General features: G+C 66.9%; 41 protein-coding genes. 18 read left to right on the top strand and 23 right to left on the bottom strand.

From position 1 onward, the window contains the following. Positions 1 to 34: 34 nt before the first annotated feature. The 16 genes from VF592_RS03590 to VF592_RS03515 form a co-directional block, all read right to left on the bottom strand. On the bottom strand, positions 35 to 412 hold the full coding sequence (locus VF592_RS03590) for a hypothetical protein (RefSeq protein ID WP_331004231.1): 378 nt from the start codon (positions 410 to 412) through the stop codon (positions 35 to 37). A gap of 364 nt (positions 413 to 776) precedes the next feature. Further along, complete coding sequence (locus VF592_RS03585) at positions 777 to 1163, bottom strand: HIRAN domain-containing protein (protein WP_331004230.1); 387 nt, start codon at positions 1161 to 1163, stop codon at positions 777 to 779. Between the two features lie 81 nt (positions 1164 to 1244). Beyond that, positions 1245 to 2003: a hypothetical protein gene (locus VF592_RS03580; RefSeq protein ID WP_331004229.1), complete on the bottom strand. Its 759-nt coding sequence runs from the start codon at positions 2001 to 2003 to the stop codon at positions 1245 to 1247. Between the two features lie 5 nt (positions 2004 to 2008). Further along, on the bottom strand, positions 2009 to 2479 hold the full coding sequence (locus VF592_RS03575; RefSeq protein ID WP_331004228.1) for a hypothetical protein: 471 nt from the start codon (positions 2477 to 2479) through the stop codon (positions 2009 to 2011). 73 nt (positions 2480 to 2552) lie between these two features. Then, positions 2553 to 3284, bottom strand: a complete 732-nt coding sequence (locus VF592_RS03570) for a helix-turn-helix domain-containing protein (protein WP_331004227.1) — start codon at positions 3282 to 3284, stop codon at positions 2553 to 2555. Next, positions 3281 to 3607, bottom strand: coding sequence for a hypothetical protein (locus VF592_RS03565; RefSeq protein WP_331004226.1), 327 nt, complete (start codon positions 3605 to 3607; stop codon positions 3281 to 3283). The genes VF592_RS03570 and VF592_RS03565 overlap by 4 nt, the downstream gene beginning before the upstream one ends. After that, positions 3604 to 3882 (bottom strand): hypothetical protein, encoded by a 279-nt coding sequence (locus tag VF592_RS03560; protein ID WP_331004225.1) that lies wholly within the window; start codon positions 3880 to 3882, stop codon positions 3604 to 3606. The genes VF592_RS03565 and VF592_RS03560 overlap by 4 nt, the downstream gene beginning before the upstream one ends. Beyond that, positions 3879 to 4091: a hypothetical protein gene (locus tag VF592_RS03555; protein WP_331004224.1), complete on the bottom strand. Its 213-nt coding sequence runs from the start codon at positions 4089 to 4091 to the stop codon at positions 3879 to 3881. The genes VF592_RS03560 and VF592_RS03555 overlap by 4 nt, the downstream gene beginning before the upstream one ends. A gap of 77 nt (positions 4092 to 4168) precedes the next feature. Beyond that, entirely contained in the window at positions 4169 to 6784 is a 2616-nt protein-coding gene (locus VF592_RS03550) for a DNA methyltransferase (RefSeq protein WP_331004223.1), read from the bottom strand. Beyond that, positions 6781 to 7254: a hypothetical protein gene (locus VF592_RS03545; protein ID WP_331004222.1), complete on the bottom strand. Its 474-nt coding sequence runs from the start codon at positions 7252 to 7254 to the stop codon at positions 6781 to 6783. The genes VF592_RS03550 and VF592_RS03545 overlap by 4 nt, the downstream gene beginning before the upstream one ends. Further along, positions 7251 to 7445, bottom strand: a complete 195-nt coding sequence (locus tag VF592_RS03540) for a conjugal transfer protein TraR (protein WP_331004221.1) — start codon at positions 7443 to 7445, stop codon at positions 7251 to 7253. Before VF592_RS03540 ends, VF592_RS03545 begins: the two co-directional genes overlap by 4 nt. A gap of 192 nt (positions 7446 to 7637) precedes the next feature. Next, positions 7638 to 8063, bottom strand: coding sequence for a hypothetical protein (locus tag VF592_RS03535; RefSeq protein ID WP_331004220.1), 426 nt, complete (start codon positions 8061 to 8063; stop codon positions 7638 to 7640). Further along, positions 8053 to 8301, bottom strand: a complete 249-nt coding sequence (locus tag VF592_RS03530; protein WP_331004219.1) for a hypothetical protein — start codon at positions 8299 to 8301, stop codon at positions 8053 to 8055. Before VF592_RS03530 ends, VF592_RS03535 begins: the two co-directional genes overlap by 11 nt. Continuing rightward, the gene (locus VF592_RS03525) at positions 8298 to 8519 is read right to left on the bottom strand and encodes a hypothetical protein (RefSeq protein WP_331004218.1); all 222 of its coding nucleotides are present in this window, start codon (positions 8517 to 8519) and stop codon (positions 8298 to 8300) included. The genes VF592_RS03530 and VF592_RS03525 overlap by 4 nt, the downstream gene beginning before the upstream one ends. A 186-nt stretch (positions 8520 to 8705) precedes the next feature. Further along, positions 8706 to 8930, bottom strand: a complete 225-nt coding sequence (locus tag VF592_RS03520; protein WP_331004217.1) for a carph-isopro domain-containing protein — start codon at positions 8928 to 8930, stop codon at positions 8706 to 8708. A gap of 403 nt (positions 8931 to 9333) precedes the next feature. Then, positions 9334 to 9939, bottom strand: coding sequence for a hypothetical protein (locus VF592_RS03515; RefSeq protein WP_331004216.1), 606 nt, complete (start codon positions 9937 to 9939; stop codon positions 9334 to 9336). Positions 9940 to 10234: 295 nt separating this feature from the next. Here VF592_RS03515 and VF592_RS03510 point away from each other — a divergent pair, with 295 nt between their 5' ends. The 11 genes from VF592_RS03510 (at position 10235) to VF592_RS03460 (ending at position 14375) form a co-directional block, all read left to right on the top strand. Beyond that, positions 10235 to 10825 carry a hypothetical protein gene (locus VF592_RS03510; RefSeq protein WP_331004215.1) on the top strand — a complete coding sequence of 197 codons (591 nt, stop codon included), beginning with the start codon at positions 10235 to 10237 and terminating at the stop codon, positions 10823 to 10825. Between the two features lie 3 nt (positions 10826 to 10828). After that, complete coding sequence (locus VF592_RS03505) at positions 10829 to 11185, top strand: hypothetical protein (protein WP_331004214.1); 357 nt, start codon at positions 10829 to 10831, stop codon at positions 11183 to 11185. Next, entirely contained in the window at positions 11182 to 11463 is a 282-nt protein-coding gene (locus VF592_RS03500) for a hypothetical protein (RefSeq protein WP_331004213.1), read from the top strand. The genes VF592_RS03505 and VF592_RS03500 overlap by 4 nt, the downstream gene beginning before the upstream one ends. A gap of 136 nt (positions 11464 to 11599) precedes the next feature. Beyond that, positions 11600 to 11764, top strand: a complete 165-nt coding sequence (locus VF592_RS03495; protein WP_331004212.1) for a hypothetical protein — start codon at positions 11600 to 11602, stop codon at positions 11762 to 11764. Continuing rightward, complete coding sequence (locus tag VF592_RS03490) at positions 11761 to 12015, top strand: phosphopantetheine-binding protein (protein ID WP_331004211.1); 255 nt, start codon at positions 11761 to 11763, stop codon at positions 12013 to 12015. Before VF592_RS03495 ends, VF592_RS03490 begins: the two co-directional genes overlap by 4 nt. Next, on the top strand, positions 12012 to 12437 hold the full coding sequence (locus tag VF592_RS03485; RefSeq protein ID WP_331004210.1) for a hypothetical protein: 426 nt from the start codon (positions 12012 to 12014) through the stop codon (positions 12435 to 12437). The genes VF592_RS03490 and VF592_RS03485 overlap by 4 nt, the downstream gene beginning before the upstream one ends. A 35-nt stretch (positions 12438 to 12472) precedes the next feature. Further along, positions 12473 to 12841, top strand: a complete 369-nt coding sequence (locus VF592_RS03480) for a hypothetical protein (protein WP_331004209.1) — start codon at positions 12473 to 12475, stop codon at positions 12839 to 12841. Then, positions 12823 to 13308, top strand: coding sequence for a hypothetical protein (locus tag VF592_RS03475; protein ID WP_331004208.1), 486 nt, complete (start codon positions 12823 to 12825; stop codon positions 13306 to 13308). The genes VF592_RS03480 and VF592_RS03475 overlap by 19 nt, the downstream gene beginning before the upstream one ends. A 127-nt stretch (positions 13309 to 13435) precedes the next feature. Next, positions 13436 to 13777 carry a DUF3307 domain-containing protein gene (locus VF592_RS03470; RefSeq protein ID WP_331004308.1) on the top strand — a complete coding sequence of 114 codons (342 nt, stop codon included), beginning with the start codon at positions 13436 to 13438 and terminating at the stop codon, positions 13775 to 13777. Beyond that, on the top strand, positions 13774 to 13998 hold the full coding sequence (locus VF592_RS03465; protein ID WP_331004207.1) for a hypothetical protein: 225 nt from the start codon (positions 13774 to 13776) through the stop codon (positions 13996 to 13998). Before VF592_RS03470 ends, VF592_RS03465 begins: the two co-directional genes overlap by 4 nt. Continuing rightward, complete coding sequence (locus tag VF592_RS03460; protein WP_331004206.1) at positions 13995 to 14375, top strand: hypothetical protein; 381 nt, start codon at positions 13995 to 13997, stop codon at positions 14373 to 14375. The genes VF592_RS03465 and VF592_RS03460 overlap by 4 nt, the downstream gene beginning before the upstream one ends. A 160-nt stretch (positions 14376 to 14535) precedes the next feature. Here VF592_RS03460 and VF592_RS03455 read toward each other — a convergent pair whose 3' ends face one another. Continuing rightward, on the bottom strand, positions 14536 to 14742 hold the full coding sequence (locus VF592_RS03455; RefSeq protein ID WP_331004205.1) for a hypothetical protein: 207 nt from the start codon (positions 14740 to 14742) through the stop codon (positions 14536 to 14538). Between the two features lie 76 nt (positions 14743 to 14818). On the opposite strand from VF592_RS03455, the gene VF592_RS03450 reads away from it, so the two are divergent. From VF592_RS03450 to VF592_RS03425, 6 genes are all read left to right on the top strand, one after another. Continuing rightward, positions 14819 to 15577 carry a hypothetical protein gene (locus VF592_RS03450; protein ID WP_331004204.1) on the top strand — a complete coding sequence of 253 codons (759 nt, stop codon included), beginning with the start codon at positions 14819 to 14821 and terminating at the stop codon, positions 15575 to 15577. Continuing rightward, complete coding sequence (locus VF592_RS03445; RefSeq protein WP_331004203.1) at positions 15574 to 15699, top strand: hypothetical protein; 126 nt, start codon at positions 15574 to 15576, stop codon at positions 15697 to 15699. Before VF592_RS03450 ends, VF592_RS03445 begins: the two co-directional genes overlap by 4 nt. Before the next feature lie 208 nt (positions 15700 to 15907). After that, a complete protein-coding gene (locus VF592_RS03440) occupies positions 15908 to 16141 on the top strand; it encodes a hypothetical protein (RefSeq protein WP_331004202.1) in 234 nt (77 codons plus the stop codon). Continuing rightward, positions 16141 to 17406, top strand: a complete 1266-nt coding sequence (locus tag VF592_RS03435; protein ID WP_331004201.1) for a tyrosine-type recombinase/integrase — start codon at positions 16141 to 16143, stop codon at positions 17404 to 17406. The genes VF592_RS03440 and VF592_RS03435 overlap by 1 nt, the downstream gene beginning before the upstream one ends. A 254-nt stretch (positions 17407 to 17660) precedes the next feature. Further along, entirely contained in the window at positions 17661 to 18185 is a 525-nt protein-coding gene (locus VF592_RS03430; protein WP_331004200.1) for a gamma carbonic anhydrase family protein, read from the top strand. A gap of 49 nt (positions 18186 to 18234) precedes the next feature. Beyond that, a complete protein-coding gene (locus tag VF592_RS03425) occupies positions 18235 to 19200 on the top strand; it encodes a nitronate monooxygenase family protein (protein ID WP_331004199.1) in 966 nt (321 codons plus the stop codon). Here VF592_RS03425 and VF592_RS03420 read toward each other — a convergent pair. Next, entirely contained in the window at positions 19197 to 19682 is a 486-nt protein-coding gene (locus VF592_RS03420; RefSeq protein WP_331004198.1) for a DUF1465 family protein, read from the bottom strand. The genes VF592_RS03425 and VF592_RS03420 overlap by 4 nt on opposite strands. Before the next feature lie 22 nt (positions 19683 to 19704). Beyond that, the gene (locus VF592_RS03415) at positions 19705 to 19902 is read right to left on the bottom strand and encodes a YdcH family protein (RefSeq protein WP_331004197.1); all 198 of its coding nucleotides are present in this window, start codon (positions 19900 to 19902) and stop codon (positions 19705 to 19707) included. 156 nt (positions 19903 to 20058) lie between these two features. Between VF592_RS03415 and VF592_RS03410 the strand changes: the two genes are divergently transcribed. Beyond that, on the top strand, positions 20059 to 20214 hold the full coding sequence (locus tag VF592_RS03410; RefSeq protein WP_331004196.1) for a YdcH family protein: 156 nt from the start codon (positions 20059 to 20061) through the stop codon (positions 20212 to 20214). Between the two features lie 36 nt (positions 20215 to 20250). Here the strand turns inward: VF592_RS03410 and VF592_RS03405 are convergent, their stop codons facing one another. The 4 genes from VF592_RS03405 to VF592_RS03390 form a co-directional block, all read right to left on the bottom strand. Beyond that, complete coding sequence (locus VF592_RS03405) at positions 20251 to 20631, bottom strand: PilZ domain-containing protein (protein ID WP_331004195.1); 381 nt, start codon at positions 20629 to 20631, stop codon at positions 20251 to 20253. Between the two features lie 70 nt (positions 20632 to 20701). Continuing rightward, positions 20702 to 21067, bottom strand: coding sequence for an RNA polymerase-binding protein DksA (gene dksA, locus VF592_RS03400; RefSeq protein WP_331004307.1), 366 nt, complete (start codon positions 21065 to 21067; stop codon positions 20702 to 20704). Positions 21068 to 21846: 779 nt separating this feature from the next. Further along, positions 21847 to 22185 carry a hypothetical protein gene (locus tag VF592_RS03395; protein ID WP_331004194.1) on the bottom strand — a complete coding sequence of 113 codons (339 nt, stop codon included), beginning with the start codon at positions 22183 to 22185 and terminating at the stop codon, positions 21847 to 21849. 162 nt (positions 22186 to 22347) lie between these two features. Beyond that, positions 22348 to 22578 (bottom strand): hypothetical protein, encoded by a 231-nt coding sequence (locus VF592_RS03390; protein WP_331004193.1) that lies wholly within the window; start codon positions 22576 to 22578, stop codon positions 22348 to 22350. Positions 22579 to 22595: the final 17 nt, after the last annotated feature.

Genomic DNA, 22595 nt, shown 5'->3' with positions numbered 1-22595 from the left:
CTTCCATCCGCGCCGGGCCGATGCCCGGAGCCGGTCAGCCTTCCTGATCGGCGGTGAAGTTTGCTTCGGGGTCGCCGAGATCGTCGAGCTGCTGGTGGACATGGACCGTCAGGGCCTCCACGACCTTGTCCGCCTCCAGTCCCAGCTCCGCCGCGAGCAATGGTCCGATCCGCGTCGGGAAATTCATCCAGGCGTCACGCTGGCCGCGCTGCGTTTCGAACAACACCGTCTCGGCGTGCTCGATCTCGACCAGGTTGCCCGCCGTCTTCCGCGCCGCCAGCAGATGCTTCGCCGCAAGCGCGTTTTCCTTGATCCGCTCGGCGGTGCCGGTGTCGGCATACTCGCCGTTCAACACCTTGTTGAGAAAGTCCTCCGCTTCTTCGGCGAACAGGCCGTCTTCGGCCTCCTCCACCTCTTCCGCCGACGGCGGCGCCCGGCGGCGCGGTGCCGAGTCCGCACTGCGGACATTTGGTGCGGACTTTTTCGGACTGTCCGCACGGGCGCCGGCCGCGCGGTTCTGCTTTCGCCACCCTGTGCCGGCCAACGCGGCGTCGAGCTTCTTTTCCGCCGAAATCGGCAGTTTCCCGGCCTTTATGGCACGCCGTACAAGGCCCTCATCGCACCCATCGAGCCGCGCGAACTCGCGTGCGCTGACCCAGCGGGGTGCGGACAAATCGGGTGCGGACACCTTTTACACCTCAACGCTGGGCGTTCGATGCGCCGTTGGACCCCGTATCCGGCGGGAGCCCAGGAAGGACCCAATGCAATGGGGCTCTTCAATCCGAGCCGAAGAGTCGGGCAAGGAGGCCTCGCCGGCCCGGCTTCTTAACCTCCTCGCCCCTCCAGTTCACCCGGATGCAGACGCCGAGGGATGGCTTGCCAGGTTCACCGCCGTTGATGCGCTCGACTATAGCTGGAACGCGATCGCCGCGGTCGAGCTTCGGCGCAAGCCACGCTGCATGGTCGGAAGCGATGTAGCCGATCTGAATACCGCGCGCGCTGAGCACTGCGATTGCCATCTCGTCGTGCTTGTTGCCCGGCTCGCGGACAAGCTCGACCCTCTCACCTGGCCGGCAACGCTTGATCTCCGCTTGGCGGCTGCCGCCGTCCGTGTTCTTGAAGCTCTCGCCGACAATATTCAGCGACCGATCATTTGCGCCCATGCCGTCCTCCGGCACGAAGCATGGCAGGTGCCCGAGGCGCTGGGAAGCGCTCACGAAAGGGTCAACGGGAACTGCCGTTCGTCATAGCTTCGCTTGTCCGCCCGAGCGCGGCGCGCGTCGGTCGGTGTGGTCAGGGAGCGCAAGAGCACGAAGCCCCAGATCAACTAACCCCGCAGCCGCTTGTGCGGCGATGTTCTCTTCCTGTACATCATGGGGAGACAAACGCCAAGCCTCGATACGCATCGGGAACGCGCCGCCGAAGTCGACCAAGGCAGAGCGTCCGTCTCCCTTGATGACCGTACCGATCTTGCCGGTGAAGGCGGGCATCTCACCTATGTCCACCTGATCGCCGGGCTGGAATGTCCGTCGTTCGGCGCGCTGTGCCTTGCGCCGGGCTCGCTCCGTCTTGAGCGCGGCTATGCGGATGCGTTGCGCCTCCTCCCGCGTGTCCGCGTCCAGCAGGGCTCGCCATGCTTCTGCAGCGCGACCCTCCTCGTCGCGCAGTCCGGCCACGTCGCTTCCGTTCACCAGCGGGATGCGTCCGCCATGGCGGAAGATCGAGAATGGTGGATGCGGGCTGACAGGCTCGGCTGCCGCATAGGCCAGCGCGGAGAGGTGACTCGCGCGGGCGAACACGAAGGTCGGCAGGATCGGGGCGTCGACCTGCACCTTGCGCTCTCCCTTACGCCCCTTCTGAAGCACACGGCGGAAGGTCCGGGCGGGCGTCCACACCTCGAACCCCGCCGCCGCCAGCGACCGCGCCAGCGCCAGCGTGCGCGGGCCGCTGGTGCGCAGGATGCACCATCCCCCTTCCCTGCCCTGATGATCTGCCCGCCCCATAACCCTTACGCTGCCTCCCCGTTTTTGCCGCTGTCCGCCGCGGCCAACTTGTCGAGCACCGCCGGATCGACGCCCATGCGGATGTAATCGTCGCGGGCAGGCGTCCGGCAGGAGCGCTCCGGGTTGAGCCCCATAGGGGTCGGGCCGGAGCCTCGGCCGGACTGCTCGCGCGCATATCGCCCGACCGCGAACCGCTTGCAGATCGCGTCCAGTTCGGTCGCGGTGCCGCGCTCGCCGCCGGGCGCCGGCAGCGCGCGCGGGGCGTTGTCCGCGCCCTCCCAGATCTTCGACCCGACCGGCCGCCGTCTATCTTCCAGCAGCCCGGCCGTATCCTTCACGATCAGCGCCACGATCTTGGCCGGGTGATCGGCATGGCGCATCGCGTGTTGTGCGCCGCGCTTCAGCAGATCGACCGGCAGGTCGGCCAGCGCCAGCCGCGCCGCTTCGAACCATGTGTCCTGCGCGTCCGGCGACATGCCAGATGGCGCTACCAGCTGAAGGCACGGCGTGAGGATCGCGATGAACTCGCGGTCAGTCGCCGGGGTCAGGCTATCCTTCGGGCGCCGCCTCCCGTCGGGCAAGGAAGCGCTGGGCCGCATCGACGGTTGGTCCCATGCCGCTGGCCGAACCACGTTGCCGGTCATGTCCTGCCACGGCGTCATTTCGTCTCTGTCCATTTTGATCGTCCTTCGGCGGGAACAGGCCCTGATAGTTGTTGAGGGTGGAGTGGTTCAGCACGTCGCCGGGCGGGAAGCCGTCGTCCGCCAGCTTTCGGAGCCGGGTCACGGCGAGGTCTCGGGCCTTGGGCGTCATCGGCTTGCCGATGCGGCGGCGCATGTCCTCGAAATCCGCCCACGGTTCGCTGGGAATATCGGCGGGCAGAGCGAAGGCGGGCGGCTTAGCCGCGCGCTTCTTCCGAGAAGGCTTGTCCTTCTCGGAAGTGGTGGTTCCTGAAGGTTTGGGTGCCGATTTGGCAGGGGTAGCGGTCGCATTTGGCAGGGGTGCCGATTTGGCAGGGGTGCCAATCTGGCCGGGGTGGAGGTGGTATTGCGTGCTGCCGCCGTCGCGGTGATGCCGCGTAAGGTGCCCCTTCGCCTCCAAATCATGAAGCGCGCGCCGAACCGTGCGCTCCCCCTGACCGGACCGCTTCATGATGGTGGACACGGCAGGCCAGCACTGACGGCCCTCGTCGTTCGCCTGATCGGCGAGCGCCAGCAGGACTAGCTTCTCGCCAGGCGGAAGGTCGAGGTCCCACACGGTCGTCATCAGGCGAATGCTCACGCGACCCGCTGCCCCCGCAGCTTCGCCGGGAACACGGGCACCCAGACTATCGCGGAGCGGCCGGACCCGTTCGCCCGCCGCCCGCCGCTGTCCCGCAGCCTGCCCAGGCGGACGAGCTCCGTGACGCGCGGGCGGATGCTGAGGATGCTGATCCCCAGCCGCCCGGCGCATTCGTCCGCCGTCATGCCGTTGGACCGCTCGAACAGGTCGAGCACCTTAGCCTGGAGGGAGCTCGATACCGACGCCATGCTGGCGCCCGCCGCACGCGAGGTATCGCGGGCCTTGGCGCCGGGCCGGTGAGGGTAAGCGAACAGGTCGGTCATAGCCGTACCCGCCCCTCGCGCAACATCGTCACGACCTCGCGGATGTACGCCCTATGGACGCCAGGAGCGTCTGGCAGTGGATCAAGCACCTGCTTCTCGATCATGCGCGCGGCGACGAGATGCGGCGGAGACGCGAAACACTCGCCGCCCATCATGCACCGCTGATGGTAGGAGCAATCGGGCGTGAAGCCTTCACACTTCACAGCAGCGGCACCGAACCGGATCGGGTCGGCATCGTGGCGCAGGTCTCGCTCTTGCGCGCGACGAGTGCTCATCGTCCGACCGCCTCCTGGCGCAGCTTGCGGGCGAGTTCGATCATCCGCGCGGCGCGGGTGTCGAGGAAATCCGCCGTGATCGTCAGGTCGACGTCGTCAATGCCGGACCGTCCCGCAGTCTTGTAGCGAAGCGCGCGGGGCTCTATGCCCAGCACGGTGGCGATCTCGCGCTGGCCGCCGCGGCCGAGCAGCTCGGCGGCGCGCTCCATCCCCACCATTCGGCTGACCGGGCAGGGCTTGCGGCGCTGTTCCTCGAACGAGGAACAAGGGGCTGGCGACGCGGGCGTCACGCCGCCTGCTCCAACTCGAGCAGGTCGAACAGGGTCGGCACGGCCATCTCGCGCTCCAGGTCGCGCAGATACTGGACGGATTGCGCCCAATATCCGGGGTTGAGCTCGCTCCCGCCGCCGCGGCGCTTGAGCGCCAGCGCGCGCATCGGAACGGTCCCGAGGCCGCAGAACGGGTCGAACACCATTTCGCCGGGCATCGAATATCGCTCGATCAGCCGGTCCACGATGTCGAACTGGAGCGGGCAGACGTGCTTCTCGGCGCCCTTGCGGACCTGCTCCGCGTTCAGCGTGCGCATCCGCACCACGTCGTCCCATACATCAGGGTGATGCGAGCCGGGGGCGATCGCCATGAAGGTGCGCGGGAGCGTGCCGTTGTTGTCGCTGGCCGGCCGGTCCGCGACGGCTTCCCCGACCGCGACATGCGCCTCGTGATCATGCACCAGGTCGCGAGTGTCCTCGCGGAACCGCTTGGGCAGGACCGAGGTCGGCATGGCCGCGAACCGGGCGGCTGCGTCGGCCAGCTCCGCCGCGTGAAGCGGGCGGTTACCGCTCGAGCGCCAGAAGGCATGGGCGTCGATCTGCCACCGCGCCAGGCTGTACGCCGCACGGTCTTTCACCACCGGCCGGTCGGCATAGCCGCGCGACTGGTCGGATTGCGGCTTGCGCATCAGCAGGACGTATTCGGGGCAGCCGACGCCCATCTTCGTCCCGTCTTTCAGCATCTCCGAATAGGAGAGCCGATAGGTCTGGTTGTTCTCTCGAACGACATCGGTGACGACGGTGATCATGCCCATGAACTGGAAGCCGTGGCGGATGTAGTGCTCGATGCACTTGGCGTGGAACGGGTTCACCGTCGGCACGCCCTCGCCGGTCACGTTGCCGAACATGATCCGGTCCTTGACGTGGATGCAGGCCAGTCGGCCGGGTGCGAGTGCGCGCAGCAGGTTCGGCGTCAGGTGATCCATCTGCGCGAAGAAGTGCGCGTCGTCGTCGGTATGGCCGAAATCGTTGTAGCTGGGCGTGTACTCATAATGGTTCGAGAACGGGATGCTGGTGACGACGAGGTCGACGGAACTCCCGTCGAGCCGCGCCGCTTCGTCGACGCAGTCGTTATGCGCCAGACGCCAGCCCGCGCCGCTGGCCTCGCTCCGATCCACGCCGATGGCGCGCTCGAGGCCAGCCAGCGCGACATCATGCGCGAGCCCGTGCCGTCGGATGATCTCCGACATGCGCTCGGTCAGCTCGTCATGACGGGCCCACTTCGCCTGTAGATCGCGCACGACCTCGCGCTCCGTCTCGGCGTAGATGATGTCGATCTCGACCGGATGCGGCTGCTGGAACCGCTGGATGCGGTGCACCGCCTGGATGAAGTCGTTGAACTTGAACCCGACGCCAACGAATATCGCGCGGTGACAGTGGCGCTGGAGGTTGGTGCCCGAGCCCAGCATGATCGGCTTCGCCGCGAGCAGCCGCGACATGCCTTCGGCGAACCGGGAGATGATCCCCTCGCGCCGATCGAGATCCTGCGTCCCGTAGACCGTGTCGATGCCAGGAAACGTCGCCTCGATCGCGCGGCGCTCGTCCTCGAGGTCGTGCCAGAGCAGGAAGTGGTCCGCCGGCGAGGCGGTGACGATCGCCTCGGTCGCCGCGATCCGCGCGCCGAGCGTCGAGCGCTTCTCCCGCGCCGCGTCCACCACCCCCAGCGCCGCGCTGCGCATCAACCGGCCCTGCCCGTTGCTCTCGACCTCGGCGCTGGCGAGGTCGGCCTGCACCTCGTGCCAGCGCACCGCGATCGGGGGCAGGTCATAACCTTCGTCGCTGAACCCCAGGTCGCTCGGGCGCTGAAGGAACACCGCCCAGCTATTCAGCCAGGTGAAGAACTCCTCTTCCTTGTGCGGGTAGAGGGTTAGGTCCCCCGCTTTCTGCGCATTGCGCTGGAAGAACCGGGTCAGCGCCTGGCCGGTGTCCATGACCCCCAGGAAGCCGGCATAATGGATCAGCTCCTTGTAGCGGTTCGGCGATGGCGTAGCCGTCGCGACGAAGCGGTACGGCACCGCATCGAACAGCGGCAGGAACGTCTGGAACGTCTTCGACCCGTAGGAGCGCAGGACGCTGGCCTCGTCCAAGCTGACGGCCGTGAACAGGGCGATCGTGATCTTGCCGTCTCGCACGCTCTCATAGTTGGTGAGCAGGAGCGGCGGACGGGCAACGTCGCTGGCCGCCGCGATCAGAAGTTGAGCCTCGATCTCCGTGTCCGACCGCACGAACGCGATCGGGATGCCCAGCAGCTCCGCGTCCCGCATGAACTCGCGACGCACGCCCAGCGGCGCGACGATCAATCCCAGGCCTCGCTCACCTGCCGCCGCGCGCTTGCGCAGGATGATGTCGAGGATCAGCAGCTGCTGCATCGACTTGCCCAGCCCGAACGCCTCGAACAGCGCGCGCCGGCCGCCCTCCACCGCCCAGCGGATCACATGGCGCTGGTGCGGCTTCAGCTCGCGCCCGTCCACGAGATGGGTCGGCACCTCGCTGAGGTCGCACGGCAGACCCGCCAGCGGCGCAGTCGGGATCTTCGCCTCCAGGAAGGCGCGGTAGCTCGGCTGCTCGGTCATGCTGATGCTCCGGAATTGTGGGGATTGGCGGCGGCGTGCTCGCACCCGACCGCCACCCGCGCGCCGCAGCGCCGACACGTCGAGCTGTCCACGCGCCGCGCCTCGATCTGTGCCTCGGTCAGCTTTTCGTTCAGCACCGGATCCGCGCGGGTGTCGCGCGTGCAGACCTTGTCCGGCCGGGGCTTCGTGTATCGCAGGCCGACCCGGACGTTCGGCCACTGGCCCGCTTTCACGAACGTCGCCTGCCCGGTCGCGAGGATCGTGACGCGGCGAGCCTGAGCGAAGCGATCGACCTTGATCAGGCCTGCGCGTTCGAGGGCGTGGACGGCCTGCTGGCCGAGCGCGCCGGTCTCGCCCCCGATCAGGTCGGCAAGTTCCCGGTTCGTCGGGCAGCGCCTGCCGGCATCGGCCGCGGCCGTGATCGCGGCCAGAGCAGGCGCGAGGCGCTCGGGCGGGAATGGGCTGGTCATCGGCGGCCGCCCCCTGCCCGCTTCGGCTCGCGGCACGGCGCGCAGCGCCCGCCCACCAGCCGCGGGCTGTCGTCGCCGCATTCGTCGCACACACCGGCCACCCCGGCCGGAACCGGCTGGCGCGCGGCGCGGATCGCGCGATCGGTGTATGCCGCGGCGAAGTCGTTCGCTTGGTCCACGGGATCAGCCACGGGCGCGTGCCAGCCAGCGGAGCCGCTCGTTCCATCTCGGCAGGGCGCTGACCTCTACCGGGACCGCGTCCATGATCACGGCTTTCGCCGGACGCACCTTTCCTGTCGCGAAAGCACGAGGCTTCGCGGCTCCTATCGCCTGCATTGATCTGACCTCAGTTGAGCCGGGATCGGGCCCGGCCGGTTAGAACCTCACTCGTCGCCGATGACATCAGAGAGCTCGGCGATCAGGCCGCGCGCGCGGGTGCGCAGTCGCGCCCGCTCGACATGGTCGACCACGCCGTCTTTCCGCGCATCGCAGATCTCGAACGTCAGCCCGGCAGCGCCTGCCGCGATGACGTCCCAGTTCGTATCGCTGGTCTCGACCTCCACCAGGCGGTAGCCGCCCGGCTCGGTGAGCATGTTGATCGCCTGCCCCGGCAGGTGCGGGCGCAGCGCCAGCACGGCGTGGAGGGGCATCGCCGCCCCGCCCGCGTAGCTGCGCAGAGTGCTCTCCGGGATGCGCGAGGCCGCGGCGAGGGCGGCGCGGGTGGTATACCGCCCCTGCCCCACGAACGACGCGAACATCGCCGTCTGCCGCTCCGCGACATCCTGCGCCAAACGGCTTTCACCCGACATGATGACGCGCCTCCATCGGCGTACCAGGATCGACATGATCCGGGCCGCGACCTTGCTGAAGATGAACCTCCCCGGCGCGGGAACACAGGGGCACGCCGGGGAGGGTACGGCCACCGCCAGGGGGAAGCGCGGCCGTATCGGGGGAACCGTGGTCGGAGACTCGACCGGCGAGGCAGGCGCGATCGAGCGCGCGCTGCCAGCTGCCGGGGTCGGACTGGTCGTCGATGTAGGTGGTCATCTGACCTGCCCTTCGGGGGAGAGGCTTGCGGCCCCTCCCCGTCCGGCTATCGTCGTGTTGCAACGCACCGACGGAGGGCTAGAATCTTGCACGACGAACAAATCCGCGCGTCCATCGCCGCCGTTACCGCCGGCTTCGCGGAACTTTGCAGCATCCTTGGTCAGCGACACGTCATTGACGCAGGCGATCTCCAAGGGATTGAGCAGCTTATGCTTCATGCTCTTCGCCCCCACGGGGAGGAGGACCAGCATCAGCAAGCCCGCAAGATGCTGTCGACGTGGTTCGGTCGGGCGAAGCCGCTCGCGCCAGAAAGCCTTCCACTTCCGCCAGAGTGACGCACCCGGCCGTCTGGCGGCCTGCCGACACCGTGAAACCCGCGCGGCCGATGTCTATGCCCGCGATGATCATGCCGCCACCTGGGTGTCGGACGCAGGCAGCAACTCAGTCATCTTGAACGCGATGCGTTGCGCCTTCGCCGCAGCGGCGATGGCCTGCCAATGATCGACCGGGATTTTCTCGCGGCTCTTCCACCCTTGCACCGCGCCCGGCGTGATGCTGAGTGCGCGGGCCATCGGCCGTATGCCGCCGAAGCGGTCGATAAGGGACGTAATGGGGCTCTGCTGATCCATAAACAGTTTGTACTCACGTCGAATACAAACTGTCAAGCTAGTATGAATACAGCCGTATGCGGCAATCTCCCCCGAATGTCAGACAATACGGATTCAGTCGGGACGCGGCTTTTGCGCCTCAAGAAGCGCAGCGGACTGTCGTTCGAGAAAATCGCGGCCGAGCTAGGGGTGAAGCGGGGCGGACTGCCCCGTTATTTTCAGCCTGACTACCGCCCCGATGGTACGCTAGCGCTTCCGAAAGCCATTGAGTTTGCGCGCGTGTTCGCCGGCAGGGGAAAGCCGCCCATCACCCAGGACGAGGTCCTCGCGCTGACCGGGCTTCCTGAGGTCGAGATGTCGGACGAGGTCGCCGCGCCTCTCACTCTGCCCGTAGCCACGGCAATCGTCGATGTCCTGGGCCGCATTATTCTAGGAGGCCAAGAGCCTGCGCCCGGTGGGGTCGTAAGCGCCGCGCAAGTGCTACGAGACTTGTCCGAAGTGTATCGATCCGCGCCAGAAGCGCGGGGCGATCCTGCTCAGACGCGCGGCGTACTTCTTGCTCTAACCCAACGATCTGGCTAGCAACCGGCCTTAGCGCGTACAGCGCTGCCTTGCATTGCGGCGCGCATTCAATGCAGATCGGATAGCACGACGCCGGTCGGACGATGCGCTTCGTCTTAACCGCAACCAGCATGTTGACCGCGCCGAGCAGCTCGCCAGTGCCGTTGTCGTTCTGATACACAGGCGTCGGGTAGCCCTCTAGGCGAACTCGCGATCCGTCAGCCTTTTGGCCTATGGCTTGCCCGCGAATCGCGACGCCGTCTCGAACCACTGCCGCAACGGCGCATTCTTCCATAGGCACATGCGCGCCTTCGAGCGTGTAGATGCCGGCCATAATGCACCATCGATCTACGCCGAGCCGGGGGATTCGACCCGCAAAGGGCACGCAAGCCGCATTGTAGTAGGTGATATTTCCGTCGGTCCCCACCGCATAGATCGCCTCGGGCAACCGATCGAGATTGCTCGTCACACGATTTCTGAAAGCATGGACCGCTTGCTCCAGGTACGCGGAGCGAACAGCCTCCAAGGCACTCAACGCAAGGTCCTCCCTGTGTGACTTCAATAACATAGCCCACGAACGCGCAAACGCAATCAGCGGAGATTCACAATTCTGCAACTTAGTGTTCTACGTATGTTCCATTTCTGATGCGCATAGGCAAGCGAAATAATGTTCGCATGGTGAATACGGACTGTTGACACTCTGTGTTCAATGCGAATACAAGGTTGCCAGACAGCGGCGCCCCGCCGCGCTGGAGACGATCACCGTGGCGACACAGCCGATCACCATAGACGAAGAGCGCTGGGCATCCGTCCAGACCCGTGGCCTGGACAAGGGCGATCACACGGACCCGGCGGTCGGCATGTGCGCGATGGAGGCGGCGGCGTACATCGCCCGCGAGCCGTTCTCCGATCACCCGGCCTGTGTCGACAAGGCCATCGCCGCGTTCCTGCGCACCTGGAACGACGCGCTGCCCGACGAGGAGCGCCGAATGCTCCTGCCGCTCATCCCGCTGACCGTCGGCACCGCCGGGAGCGAGAAGCTCTCCGAGCGCCGGGCGCTGCTGGCCGTCGACTGGTATATCCGCGTCCATACGCCCGCCTGGCTCCGACTGGCGGGCCTGACGAAGCAGGCCGACAACCTCGCCGCGCTGCCCGCGATTGTCGAGACGGCGCAGATGCCGTCGTTGCGCGGTCCGCTGGAGGCCGTTCGCGATGATGCGTCGGCGGCGTGGTCGGCGGCGCGGTCGGCGGCGTGGTCGGCGGCGCGGTCGGCGCTGGATTCCACCCGACGCGATTTGCAGGCGTCGGCGCTCGACCTTGTCGAGCGGATGTGCGCGCTGACCGAAGCCGACTGATGCGTGCGTCGCTCCCCCATCGCGCGCCGGACGCCGCTGAAGCCCGGCCGGGCCACCCTGTCCCGCTCTCGGATCGTCGCGCGCCCACGGCCCAAGCCCGCCGCGCACAAGCGCCATCACGAGCGCATCGCGGCCATGCCGTGCATCGCCTGCTCGTCCTGGCCGGTCGAGGTGCATCACGTGATCTACGACGGGTCGGCCCGCATCACGCGCGACCATCGGCTGGTGCTGCCGCTCTGCCCGCGCTGTCACCGGACGGGTCCGACCGCGGTCCACGTCATCGGCTCGGCCGCGTGGAACGAGCTGCACGGGATCGACCAGCTGGCGCTCGCGACGTCGCTGTGGGGCGCTGAGCTGTGACCGCCGCCGATCTTAGCCCCGCGCAGTGGAAGACGCTGGTTCTGGTCGAAGCGCTCGACGAGGGCTACCCCGCCAGCTTTCGCAACCCGTCCCTGTGCTGGCTCCAGCGGCACAACCTCGCCGAGGTGCGCGGCGCCGCGGCGGCGTCGCGCAAGCACCGCTGGTTCGTCACGATCTTCGGGCGCGAGCTGGTCGAGACGTTCCACCGCGACGCGGATTGGAACTTCTCTTCCGAAAACCGGCACAGTTCTTCCACCGTAACGAAGGCCGGCGCCTGATGGTGCGCGACCGCATCGCTCCGCTCGCGCGCATGCTCGCCGAGCCCGCCCTTCGCCCACCCGCGCACATCTGCGCGACCGTCGCCGCGCCGCGCGCGCCTCACCCTTTTCGCCGCCAGTTTCTCACGAGGGCCTGATGCACATCGTCGACCATGCCAATCCGCTGCACGATCAGTTCTGCCGCTGCCGGGCGTGCAAGCCCTCCCGCGCGCTGCGCGATCTTCCGCCGACGCGGCGTGTCGAGGTGGCCGCGCTTGGGTTCCTGGCCCTGGGCGTCGCGACCTGGATCATCGGCCGATGAGCATCGCCGACCGCGTTCGCGCGATCATCGACGAGCTTCTGCCCGCCAGCGCCGCGCCCGTCGATGCCCAGACCCTATCGGACCGCGGCGCTGACTTCGCCGACCTGGTCGCGATCGAGGTGGAGATCGAGGCCGCGTTCGGGGTCCGCCTCCCGCTCGACGACGCGCTCGACGAGACGACGACGATCTCCGCGGTAATCGCGCAGGTCGAGGTGCTGGTGGCAGCGCGCGGCGAACAGGTGACGCTGTGACCGCATCCCCCACCCCTCCCCTCGGAACCCGCCTGGATGGGGAGGCGCTGGAGGGACCATGGCGAACGGCATATGTCGAGAATGCCGCCACCGCGCGCCGGGCGATGTATCGCCGCGACGGATCGTTGGTAAGCGATCAGGTGAGCAACTACGATCCGCCGGCGACCGGAGTTCATCTTTGCGGCGTGACCGATGACGACCAGCAGCCGACGACGGTTGCCACCTATTGCGCGCCGGCCGACAAAGCGCGGGACCTCTGGCGGGCAGCGCGAGCCGTTGCTGAGTGCAGTAAGGACGAAGCGGATTTCGTTGTCGACCTGTTCGTTGACGACCAAGTTGAGGACGACTTCTGGAGCAACCGCCAGCTTTGGCCGCGTGCGATTGCCTCTTGGAACGCCCTCTCCCAGGCCAGCCCCTCATGATCCTCAACCAAGGACAGGGCGTCCCCGAGACGGAGGTGGCGATCCTGCATGTCCTGCAACACGCGCTGGGCACGGACGAGTATGGACGCGGCACCCGATATCGCTCGCATTTCGTCTGCGGACCCGGCCATCGCGATCACGACACCTGCGTTGACGCGACCGAACGCGGCCTGATGACCTGCCGAGCTGCAGTCGGCATATTCGGCGGGGATGACCTGTTCCACGTCACCGACGCGGGCCGGGCGTGGGTCACGGCGAACAGCCCCGCGCCGCCGAAGCTGACCCGCTCACAACAACGCTACCAGCGCTTCCGCGATGCCGACAGCAGCTACTCGTTTCGCGAATGGCTCCGGTACGACGCGGCGCGCGAAAAGGAGAACCGGCTATGTCCGATCCCGTTCTGACCCACCCCTCTATCCCCCCTTCTTCTAATGCAGGGAGCGATGACGCCCTGTGGTGCATGCATGTCACCGGCATGGACGACGTGCATCCCGCCCCGGATCGTGCGACCGCGCAACTGTGGGCCGCGCAGTGGACGATATTCTGGCATCGCCGCAATCCGGTCCCGCACTACCACGACCCGCTGATGAACTTCACCGTCGCTCGGTGGCCGTGGGACGCTGAGACTCACGCCGCTAGCTTGGCCGCGTCGATTGCGGACAACACGTTCCCGGTAGACCCGCTAGCCGCCCATGCGTCCACTCCCTCCGACCAATCCGCCGCACGGGCGGAGGGGCGACGCGAGGAACGTCAGCACATTCTAAGCGAGGCCCGTCGATCGCTGCGGCTCATCCGGGGCTGCTTGGAATGCAACGCCGACGACGAGCGCAAATGGGCGAACACAATCCGTTGGCTGGAGGCGTTGGCATGATGGGTCGCAAGCCCCGCCCAGACACGCGCAGGCGCTGTTTTCGACCTTGCCGTCCCGGATCATTTTGCCGGTGCAAAGGACAAATTGTCCCAGAAGTTCGTGATGAGAAAGGCAAGGAAACGTGACCATGTTGCTGACCCTCGTCGCAGGCCACGCGCTCTGCGACTACCCACTACAGGGCGATTTTCTCGCCAAGGCCAAAAATCGTAACGCGCCAATCCCCGGCGTGCCCTGGTATCAGGCGCTAGGGGCGCACGCGGTGATCCACGGTGGCATGGTCGCGCTGGTGACGCGCTCTCCATTGCTCGGCCTAGTCGAGACGGTGATCCACGCCGCGATCGACGACGCCAAGTGCCGGGGCAAGCTGTCCTACAATCAGGATCAGGCCATCCACCTAGCGTGCAAGCTGGCGTGGGCGCTGATCGCACGGAGGCCCGACCTCCCATCCCCGAAAGGTGACGCACAGTGAGCGACCGCGCCATCAAGCGAGCACTCGCTGACCTGACAGATGCGCAGAAGCGGGTACTGGCGTCCGCCAAGCCGACGCTCGACGCCCGCATACTCGTGCCCGCGCGCGTGGAGCGAAAGTCATGGCCGCAAGGGATCGTTGACACGTATTCGGTCGCGTTCCGGCGTGTGACGCCGTTCGGTTTGACCGTCCGCCAGCAGCTTTCGGAGACTCCCGCATGACCAATCAACCGATCTCCCGCGAGGAGGTGGCGCGGCTGCGCGAGCTGCTGGCGGCGCACGAGGCCTGGCCAGCAGATCGCGGTCCGCCCGCGTGGGCATGGGCAAGGGGGTGGACCACTTTCCATACCGCCAATCGCGCGCGCCAGGCTCTGCTCGCCCGTCTCCCCGCCCTTCTCGACGCGGCCGACCGCCTAGCCGCCCCGACCGATGCGGGAGAGGCGAGCGAGCGGGTGCGGGAAGCTCTGTCCGACCTGCTGCCCGCGCCATTGTGCGGCGAGGCTTGGGACCTGCCCGACAGCAATACCGTCGCAATCACTATCACATTCGGCAAGCTCCGTGCTGCCCGCGCCGCCCTGAAAGGACCAACCCATGGATAAGCCCAGCATGGGCCTCTACAGCCCGAGCGCTCCTCGCAGGAGGTCGTCATATGTCCTGCCCGATGCATCCTTGGCTGCGATCACGTCGGGAGACAGTCGAGTGCTGATGGTGCGCTTGGCCCCGTCGCCTTTGGAGGGGCGGCCGGGGCGGCGTTTGGGCTCAGCGGGCATCGCGCCAGCCCTTGCGACCCACAGTACCGGTCGAGACGACGACCGGGCCGTGCGTGTTGGTGTGTTCGGCGATGCGGATGCGATCACCGATGTATCCTCCGTCGAACTCGCGCCGGGCGCGGACCTTGGCAGCGATGAGCGTTGGGGCGTCGAAGCTGATCTCACGGGCGTCAATGGCGGCGGTGTAGGTGGTCATTTAATGTCTCCTGGTCGGGCCTCCGTGGCCGATGCACAGGTAATAAGCGCACATGCACTTATCGTCAATAGCGCAAATGCGTTTATTTCGCGCAAAGGAGATTATTGTGGATAAGCCCAGCATGGCCGGGGATGCGGAGGCGTTGAAACCATGTCCTAGATGCAGCGGACAAGCGTTCGTGACGATCAACTTCGGCGTATGGTGCCAGCAGGACAGGTGCCTGACTTTGCCGCCGCGGTTGGATCGTGCCGAAGCCATTGCCGCCTGGAACACGCGCGAAGCATCCGAGCACCCCGCGCCGGTGGGGTCAGTGGATGGGGAGCGGCTGACCACCCGGTACGAGTTAGAATGGCGCAACGGTGGCGAGTGGAAGCGACCCGGTGGCGGGGGCTTCCGCGACGGGTTGCATAGGACGCAATCACTAACCGATCGCGAAGAAGCGTTTCGCGAGATGGCGAGTGAGAACGCGCGGTGGGTAGATACTGCCGAGCATCGCATTGTCGAAATCACCGAACGCGTGATCGGTCACGCGTCCGATAAGGGGCGGCACGTGATTACCGACTCCGCCCTCGCCACCCCTTCAAGCGAACCGATCGCAGCGGAGCCGACAGTCGCGATCCCGAAACGCTTGGTTGATTTCCTGATGGGTGCGGGCGAGCTGGAAGGATGTCACTTCGGGGAGATGGAGCGCGGCTACGGACATCGCGGCCGGTTCTGGTGGCGAGCCCTTCTTGCTGCGGCGATGCGATCGGCTTCGAGTTCCGCCCTACCCCTCACCGGATCGGAGCCGAGCGCAGACGCCATCGCCGCCACCGGCAAGGGAGAGGGGGCATGAGCCGTCCGATCGCCGCCATCGCGCTCTACATCATCGCGCTTTGCCAAATTAGTAGCTGCACTGCTGCTCAGGAGCAAAGCCGCGCCGTCCAACGAATCTCGTATCAGGAGCGGTGCAAGTGACGGCCCCCAACACCCCCGAGCCTGTCGACGGGCTGGTGGAGCGTGAGGCCGATGCTTTCTTGGTAGAGTGGGTGAAAGCTGGCGAGACCTGGGTGCTGGCTCATGCTGACGAGCCGACCGCCGTTGACCACGCGCGGCGCGTCGGCGGCACCTGTACGCCGTTGTACCGCACCCCCACCCCCGACCTTTCGCATAGGAGGGGAGAGTAGTGGGCGTCCCGCTCGAACGTTTCCCCAATTGGCCCGTCGCGATGAACCGCGACCTCGCGCTCGCCTATACCGGCGTGGCGGAGACCCAGCTGCGCGAATGGGAGCGGTGCGGCCGAGTGCGGTTCCGGCCGCGCGGGCCCCGCGGCGAGCATATCGCGCCGCGCGCGGATTTGGACGCCGCGCTGGGCGCCTTGTTCGACACGGTAGCCGACGACGGGCCGATCGAGTTCTGATGGCGATGATGCGCCTGCCTGCCTATGTGCGCGCGACGAAGCTGTCGGGCGGCCGGACCGGCTATTATTGGGAACTGCCGCCCTGGGCGCGGCCCGAACGGGACCCGGCGACCGGGGCCGAGGCGCCGCGCGTCCGCCACGGTCGGCCCTGCCTCCTGCACTCCGAGGCGCTCGGCGCTGACCTCGCTGCGGCGATTGTGAAGGCCGACCTGCTCAACACCGCGCTCGCCGAGTGGCGCACCGGGCACGGCGGGGGCGAAGCGAAGATCCTGCCCGGCTCCGTCGACTGGCTGTTCGCCTGGTATCGGGACCAGGAGCGGTTCAGGAAGAACGCGCACAAAACACGCGCCGACTATTCGAAGCTGATGAACATGCTCGCCGCGCTCGACACGAAGGGCGGGCAGCCGCTCGGCCGCCGCGCCGCGAAGCAGATCGACGCCACCTCGGCGGACAAGCTCTATGCCCGCCTCCGCCGCGAGACGGGCGAGCGCCAGGCGACCTATGCCATGCAGGTTTGCAGGCTGATCTGGACCTGGGCGGTACGCCACAAGCGCACCACCGGCGTGACCGAGAACCCGTTTGCCGGCATGGGGCTGAAGAGCACTGCCGCGAAGGGCAATCGGCCGACCTCGCGGACGGAATACGACCTGTACCGAAAGACCGCGCGCGCGCTCGGATTCCAGTCGATGGCGACCGCCGCCGCGCTGGTATTCGAATGCTGCCAGCGGGTCTCCGACGCCTTCGGCTTCGAGGACCCTGATGACAGGGAAAGCCGCGGCATTCCGTTCGACGGCTACGTGGCGGGCGAGCGGATCACGCTGGTCCAGGCCAAGACCGGCAACCTGGTCGTGCTGCCGCTCTATGCCGAAGTTCCCGGCGAGGAGGGCAAGGTCGAGCGCGTCCCGCTTTACCCCGAGCTGGAGGAGGAGCTTGCGCGCGCCCAAGCTGTCAGGCGCGCGGGGCAGGATCTGATCGTTGTCGAGGAGCGCTCCGGGCAACCGTACAAGGAGCGGCGCATGTCGACCGTCCACCGCGCGATCTGCGTCGAGGCCAAGCTGCCGAAGTCCATGACCTTCACCGGCTTTCGTCATGGCGGCATCACCGAACTGGGCGATGCTGGTGTCGACGACGTGCGCGCCGTCTCGGGTCACAAGACGCTCGCGGTGACCGCCATCTACAACAAGGCCAGCGAGGAGAAGGCGCGGCGCATCGCGGCAACCCGGCGGGCGCATGTCGAGGCGCTCGGTGCGCTGGACGGGCGGTGAAGATGTCAGCGGCGATCGGTCGAAAAGTCAGCCGCTCTGACCCGCCCTTGCCTTTTCCGACATTTGACGGGGCGTAGATGCATAGGTAATGAGGATCAAATCGTGAAACGGTCGGAACAGCCGTTGAATTAATTGAATAAACCGCTGACTCTTAATCAGCGGGTCCTTGGTTCGAGCCCAAGTGCGTCCACCATCCTCCTGTTCATCGCGCGCCGCCGTCGTTACGATTCCGGCGTCGAAGCAGGAGCTGGCCGATGCCGATCTATGAACTGGGCGGCGTCCGCCCCACCATCCACCCGACCGCCTGGATCGCGCCCAGCGCCGATCTGATCGCCGATGTCGTTCTGGGCGAGGACGCCAGCATATGGTTCGGCGCGGTGATCCGGGCGGACAATAGCCCGATCAGCATCGGTGCGCGGACGAACGTGCAGGAGGGCGCCATGCTCCACTCCGATCCGGGAACGCCCCTGACGGTCGGCGAGGACTGCACGATCGGGCATCATGCGATCCTGCACGGCTGTACGGTCGGTTCCGGCGCACTGATCGGCATGGGCGCGGTGGTGCTCAACCGAGCGTTGATCGGGGACGGGTGCATCGTCGGCGCGGGCGCTCTGGTCACCGAGGGCAAGAGCTTTCCGCCCGGCAGCCTGATCGTCGGCAGCCCGGCGCGCGCCGTGCGCGACCTGGACGGCGCTGCGCGGGCGGCCTTGCTGATGTCGGCCGCCCATTATGTCGCAAAGGCGCGATCCTTCGCCGAGGACTTGCGGCGGGTTGATTGACCGCGCCCTCATCTGGACTTGCCGCCTGCTTCCGCTACACGGTCGGGTCATGACCCTGCCCGCCATCTTCGACCGCCTGCGCCTGCCCGTGATCGGCTCGCCCCTGTTCATCATCTCCGGGCCCGAGCTGGTGATCGCGCAATGCAAGGCGGGGATCGTCGGCTCCTTTCCCGCGCTCAACGCCCGGCCGCAGACCTTGCTCGACGAGTGGCTGCACCGCATCACCGAGGAACTGGCGGCGCATAACCGCGACCATCCCGACCGCCCGGCCGCGCCCTTCGCGGTCAACCAGATCGTCCATAAGTCCAACGACCGGCTGGAGGCCGATCTGCAGACCTGCGCGAAGTGGCAGGTGCCGATCGTCATCACCTCGCTCGGCGCGCGCGAGGACCTGAACGTCGCCGTTCACGCCTGGGGCGGGATTGCGCTGCACGACGTGGTCGATGACCGTTATGCGCGCAAGGCGATCGAAAAGGGCGCGGACGGGCTGATCGCGGTCGCGGCGGGCGCGGGCGGCCATGCAGGGCGGCTGTCGCCCTTCGCGCTGATCCAGGAAATCCGCCAATGGTTCGACGGGCCGCTGGCGCTGTCGGGGTCGATCGCGACGGGTGACGCCGTCCTGGCGGCGCAAGCGATGGGCGCGGATTTCGCCTATATCGGCTCGCCCTTCATCGCCACGACCGAGGCCAATGCCGAAGCCGACTACAAGCAGGGCATCGTCGAGGGCAAGGCGTCCGACATCATCTATTCCGACCTGTTCACCGGCGTGCACGGCAATTATCTGCGCGGATCGATCGAGCGCGCGGGGCTCGATCCCGACAACCTGCCTCAGGGCGATCTGAAGACGATGGATTTCGGCGGGGGCAATTCCAGCAAGCCCAAGGCGTGGCGCGACATCTGGGGATCGGGCCAGGGCATCGGCGCGGTCGTGGCGGTCGAGGATGTGGCGGTGCGGGTCGACCGTATGGAGCGCGAATATCTGGCGGCGCGGGGTCGCATCGGCCTCGCCGACTAAAAGGCGCGGGCGAGCCGGTCCTGGATCGAGCGGGCGGGACTGGGCGCGGCTTCGCCGGCCGCCCTGTCGAGGCGGGCCACGCGTCGGTGCAGGTCGATGCTCGCGGTCGCCAGGGCGCGCGCCCGCTCCGGCATGAGGGCGTGGGCGGCTGCGTCGTTCGCCGGCGATGCGCCGAGGCGCCTGGAGGGCGACCGCGCCTCGGCGGGTCCGATCTCTCCGGCATCGACCGCGCGCCAGGTGAGCAGCCAGGCGACGGCGTGCAGCAGGCGCGTCGTGACCTTGAGCGATTCGCAGGAGACCTGAACCCGCGCGAGCGGGTCGAGCGGCCCGGTCTCCCGCCGCAGTTCATCGTCGAAATAACCGCGCGCCTCATCGGCGAGCAGCATCGTCTCGGCATAAAGCGCGTCGCGCAGGCGGCGTTGAAGCGGGTCGACGGTCACCCGTCCGCCCTGCCACGGCGTCGAGCCGGCGCCCAGACCCATCCGTGTCCCGTTCCGGAACCGATCAGGCGATGATGTCGGGGATGAGTTGATCGCCGAGCAGGACGATCTCGTCGCGAAGCCGCAGCTTGCGCTTCTTCAGCCGCGCCATTTGCAGCTGGTCGGTCGAGCCGCTTTCCACCAGCGCGAGAATGGCGGCGTCGAGATCGCGATGCTCGATCCGGAGCTGCTCCAGCCGCGCTGCGATCACCGCTTCGTCCATCCGGTCCACCTCCGCCAAGCCCCGCCACCCGCATGGAACAACGGGCCGTCGCTGAAAAGCGGGATTACGTCGAATCGGCCGCCCGAGGGTACGCGACTTTTCTCGGGGCCCGTGGTTTACTCACCACCCCAACACGAACCAGGAGGTTTCGGCACCATGCAGTCATCGCACCAAGCGGCCCTGGCGACCAAGCATTCCGCGCTCGATCAACGTATCGCGCAGGAAAGCCAACGTCCGGCCCCCGACGCGACCGTCATCGCCGACCTCAAGAAGCAGAAGCTGAGACTGAAGCAGGAGATCGCCCGGCTCTGAAGCGGCGCGGCATCGACATCGTCGAGCCGGGACGGATCAGCGTCGCTTCAGTCGCGGATCGATCAGCGGCACGGGTTTGATCGTCATCGGCTTTCGCGCCCTGATCGGATCGATGGGCAGATCGAACGCGATTCCCGCGCGCCCTTCGGTGTACCAGGCGACCCTCCCCGGAACGGCGCCGATGTTGCGCAGTTCGACGACCAGCGCGGTGCCGATCGCCATCGGTGGCACGTTGTCGATCATCAGCCCGCCTTCCGACAGGTTGCGGACGCGGATGTCGGTCGCTTCCTCGCCACCGACGCGCAGTCGCGCGGCCAGGAACAGGCTGTCGCGCTTGCGCCCGCGCTGCCCGGTCGTGGGTTCGTCGTTCGACGCCGGCGAGGCGCCCAGGGGTGTGGAGGTGATCGCGTCCGACATGCCCGCACGGGTAAGTCCGGACGGGTTGACGAAGGGTTAAGTCGCGCGCCGATCGCCCATAAGCGCTCGCCTAATCCTCGCGTGACACCTTCTCGTGCCGTTCGTGCCGCTCCTGCGCCTCGACCGTCATGGTCGCGATCGGCCGCGCCTCCAGCCGGCCGAGGCTGATCGGCTCGCCCGTCACTTCGCAATAGCCATATTCGCCCTCGTCGATGCGGCGAAGCGCCGCTTCGATCTTCGCGATCAGTTTGCGCTGACGGTCGCGGGTGCGCAGTTCGATGGACCAGTCGGTCTCGGTGGACGCGCGGTCGTTCAGGTCGGCCTCGCGCATCGAGTCGACCTGGAGGTGGCTCAACGTGCCCTGCGCCTCCATCCGGATCGCGTCACGCCAGCCGACCAGCTTGCGCCGGAAATAGGCCTGCTGCCGCAAGCTCATAAAGGGTTCGTCGGCGTGCGGCCGATAACCCTCATCGCCGTCATTGGCGGCCGCCAAGGCCAAGCCCTCGAACCGATCCGCCCGAATAAACGCGCTTGCCATATCATATTCTCCCCTTCCCGTCGGGACCGGCAACCAAGCCGATCCGTTCGGGAAACCGCCCCCTTGGCGATCGGGCCTATAATCTTCGCTGAACGGCCGGACAAGCGACTGAATCGGACTAAACATCTGCTGCAGCGCAATATTGATGCGTGTTTAGGTCGCGCCGTTGCAAAGCGGCATCACCTCCGTCGCGCGGCGGGCTATCGACATGAAGTCCCGCATCTGTTTCATGTTGACACGTTAAGGCCGTTTCTGTCGGACCAGGTAATCGAATCGGGTGTCGATCCCGCGCTTTCGTCGTTAACGTGCTTGCACTTAACGGCTCCTTTGCCCTTCTCAGGCAAGCGGCTTGCGAGAGTCGTGTTACGGCAAAGCTTGGACCCGGCGTCCTGCGGGCGCCACCAAGAGGGGATGAACGGCATGTCTGTGCGGATGGCGATGGCGAAACTCTGCGCTTGCGCTTGCGGCGGCGCGGTTCTTGGCGGCGGCGCGGTGCATGTCGCCGAGCGGCCGGCGAACGCGACCTATGTCAAGAAGGTCAAGAAGCGCGTCGTTCACAAGACCCAGGTCGTCTCCCGCCCGCGGGTCCGGCGCGTGACCACGACGACGACGCAGGCGAGTTGCCCGCCCGCGGTGGTCACCGTGGCCAGCCAGGCCGCGCCCGTCCCCCTGCCGGTTCAAGGCCCCCTGCTCGCGAGCGCCGGATCGGTGCCGGTCGTGATCGGCGGGGGGGGCGGCTTTTTCGGCGGCGGCGGCGGCTTTGGCGGCGGCTTCTCGTTCGGTGGCGGCGGGGGCGGGGGCGGAAGCGTCGTGGTTTCTTCCACGTCGAGCAGTTCGGGCGGGGACATCGTCTCGTCGTCGAGCTCGTCCGGCAATGTGGTGTCGTCCTCGTCGGGGAACGTCTCCTCCTCGTCGTCCGGCAATGTGTCGTCCTCCGGCGATGTATCGAGTTCCTCGTCGGGGAACGTGTCGTCCTCGTCGTCCGGCAATGTGTCGAGTTCGACGTCGAGCGGCAATGTCGACGTCAAGATCGACAACACGAACAGCCAGAATCAAAATCAGAACCAAAACCAAAATCAGAACCAAAACCAGAACCAGTCCTCGGGCGGTCAGGCGAGCAGTTCGAGCACCGGTGGGTACGGCTCGTCGAGCGACGGTTTTTCCTCCTCATCGAGCGGTTATTCTTCCTCGACCGGCGGGTTCAGCTCCAACGGATCGAGCAGCACGAGCAGCACCGGCGGAATGGGCGGGTCGTCGTCCAGCTCGTCGAGTTCCTCGTCCAGCTCCAGCTCGTCGGGCGGATCGACCGGCGGATCGAGCGGCAATCCGTCGCCCGTTCCCGCTCCGCCCATGGTGATCCTGTTCGGGGTCGCGGCTGCCGCGCTCGTCGCGCGCAAGCGGCTGGGCAAGACGGGCGCGGTCGCCG

The organism is Sphingomonas sp. (assembly GCF_036388435.1).
Lineage (GTDB): Bacteria > Pseudomonadota > Alphaproteobacteria > Sphingomonadales > Sphingomonadaceae > Sphingomonas.
The sequence above is the reverse complement of the archived record's forward strand: the minus strand, read 5'-3'. Positions and strand labels throughout refer to the sequence as shown.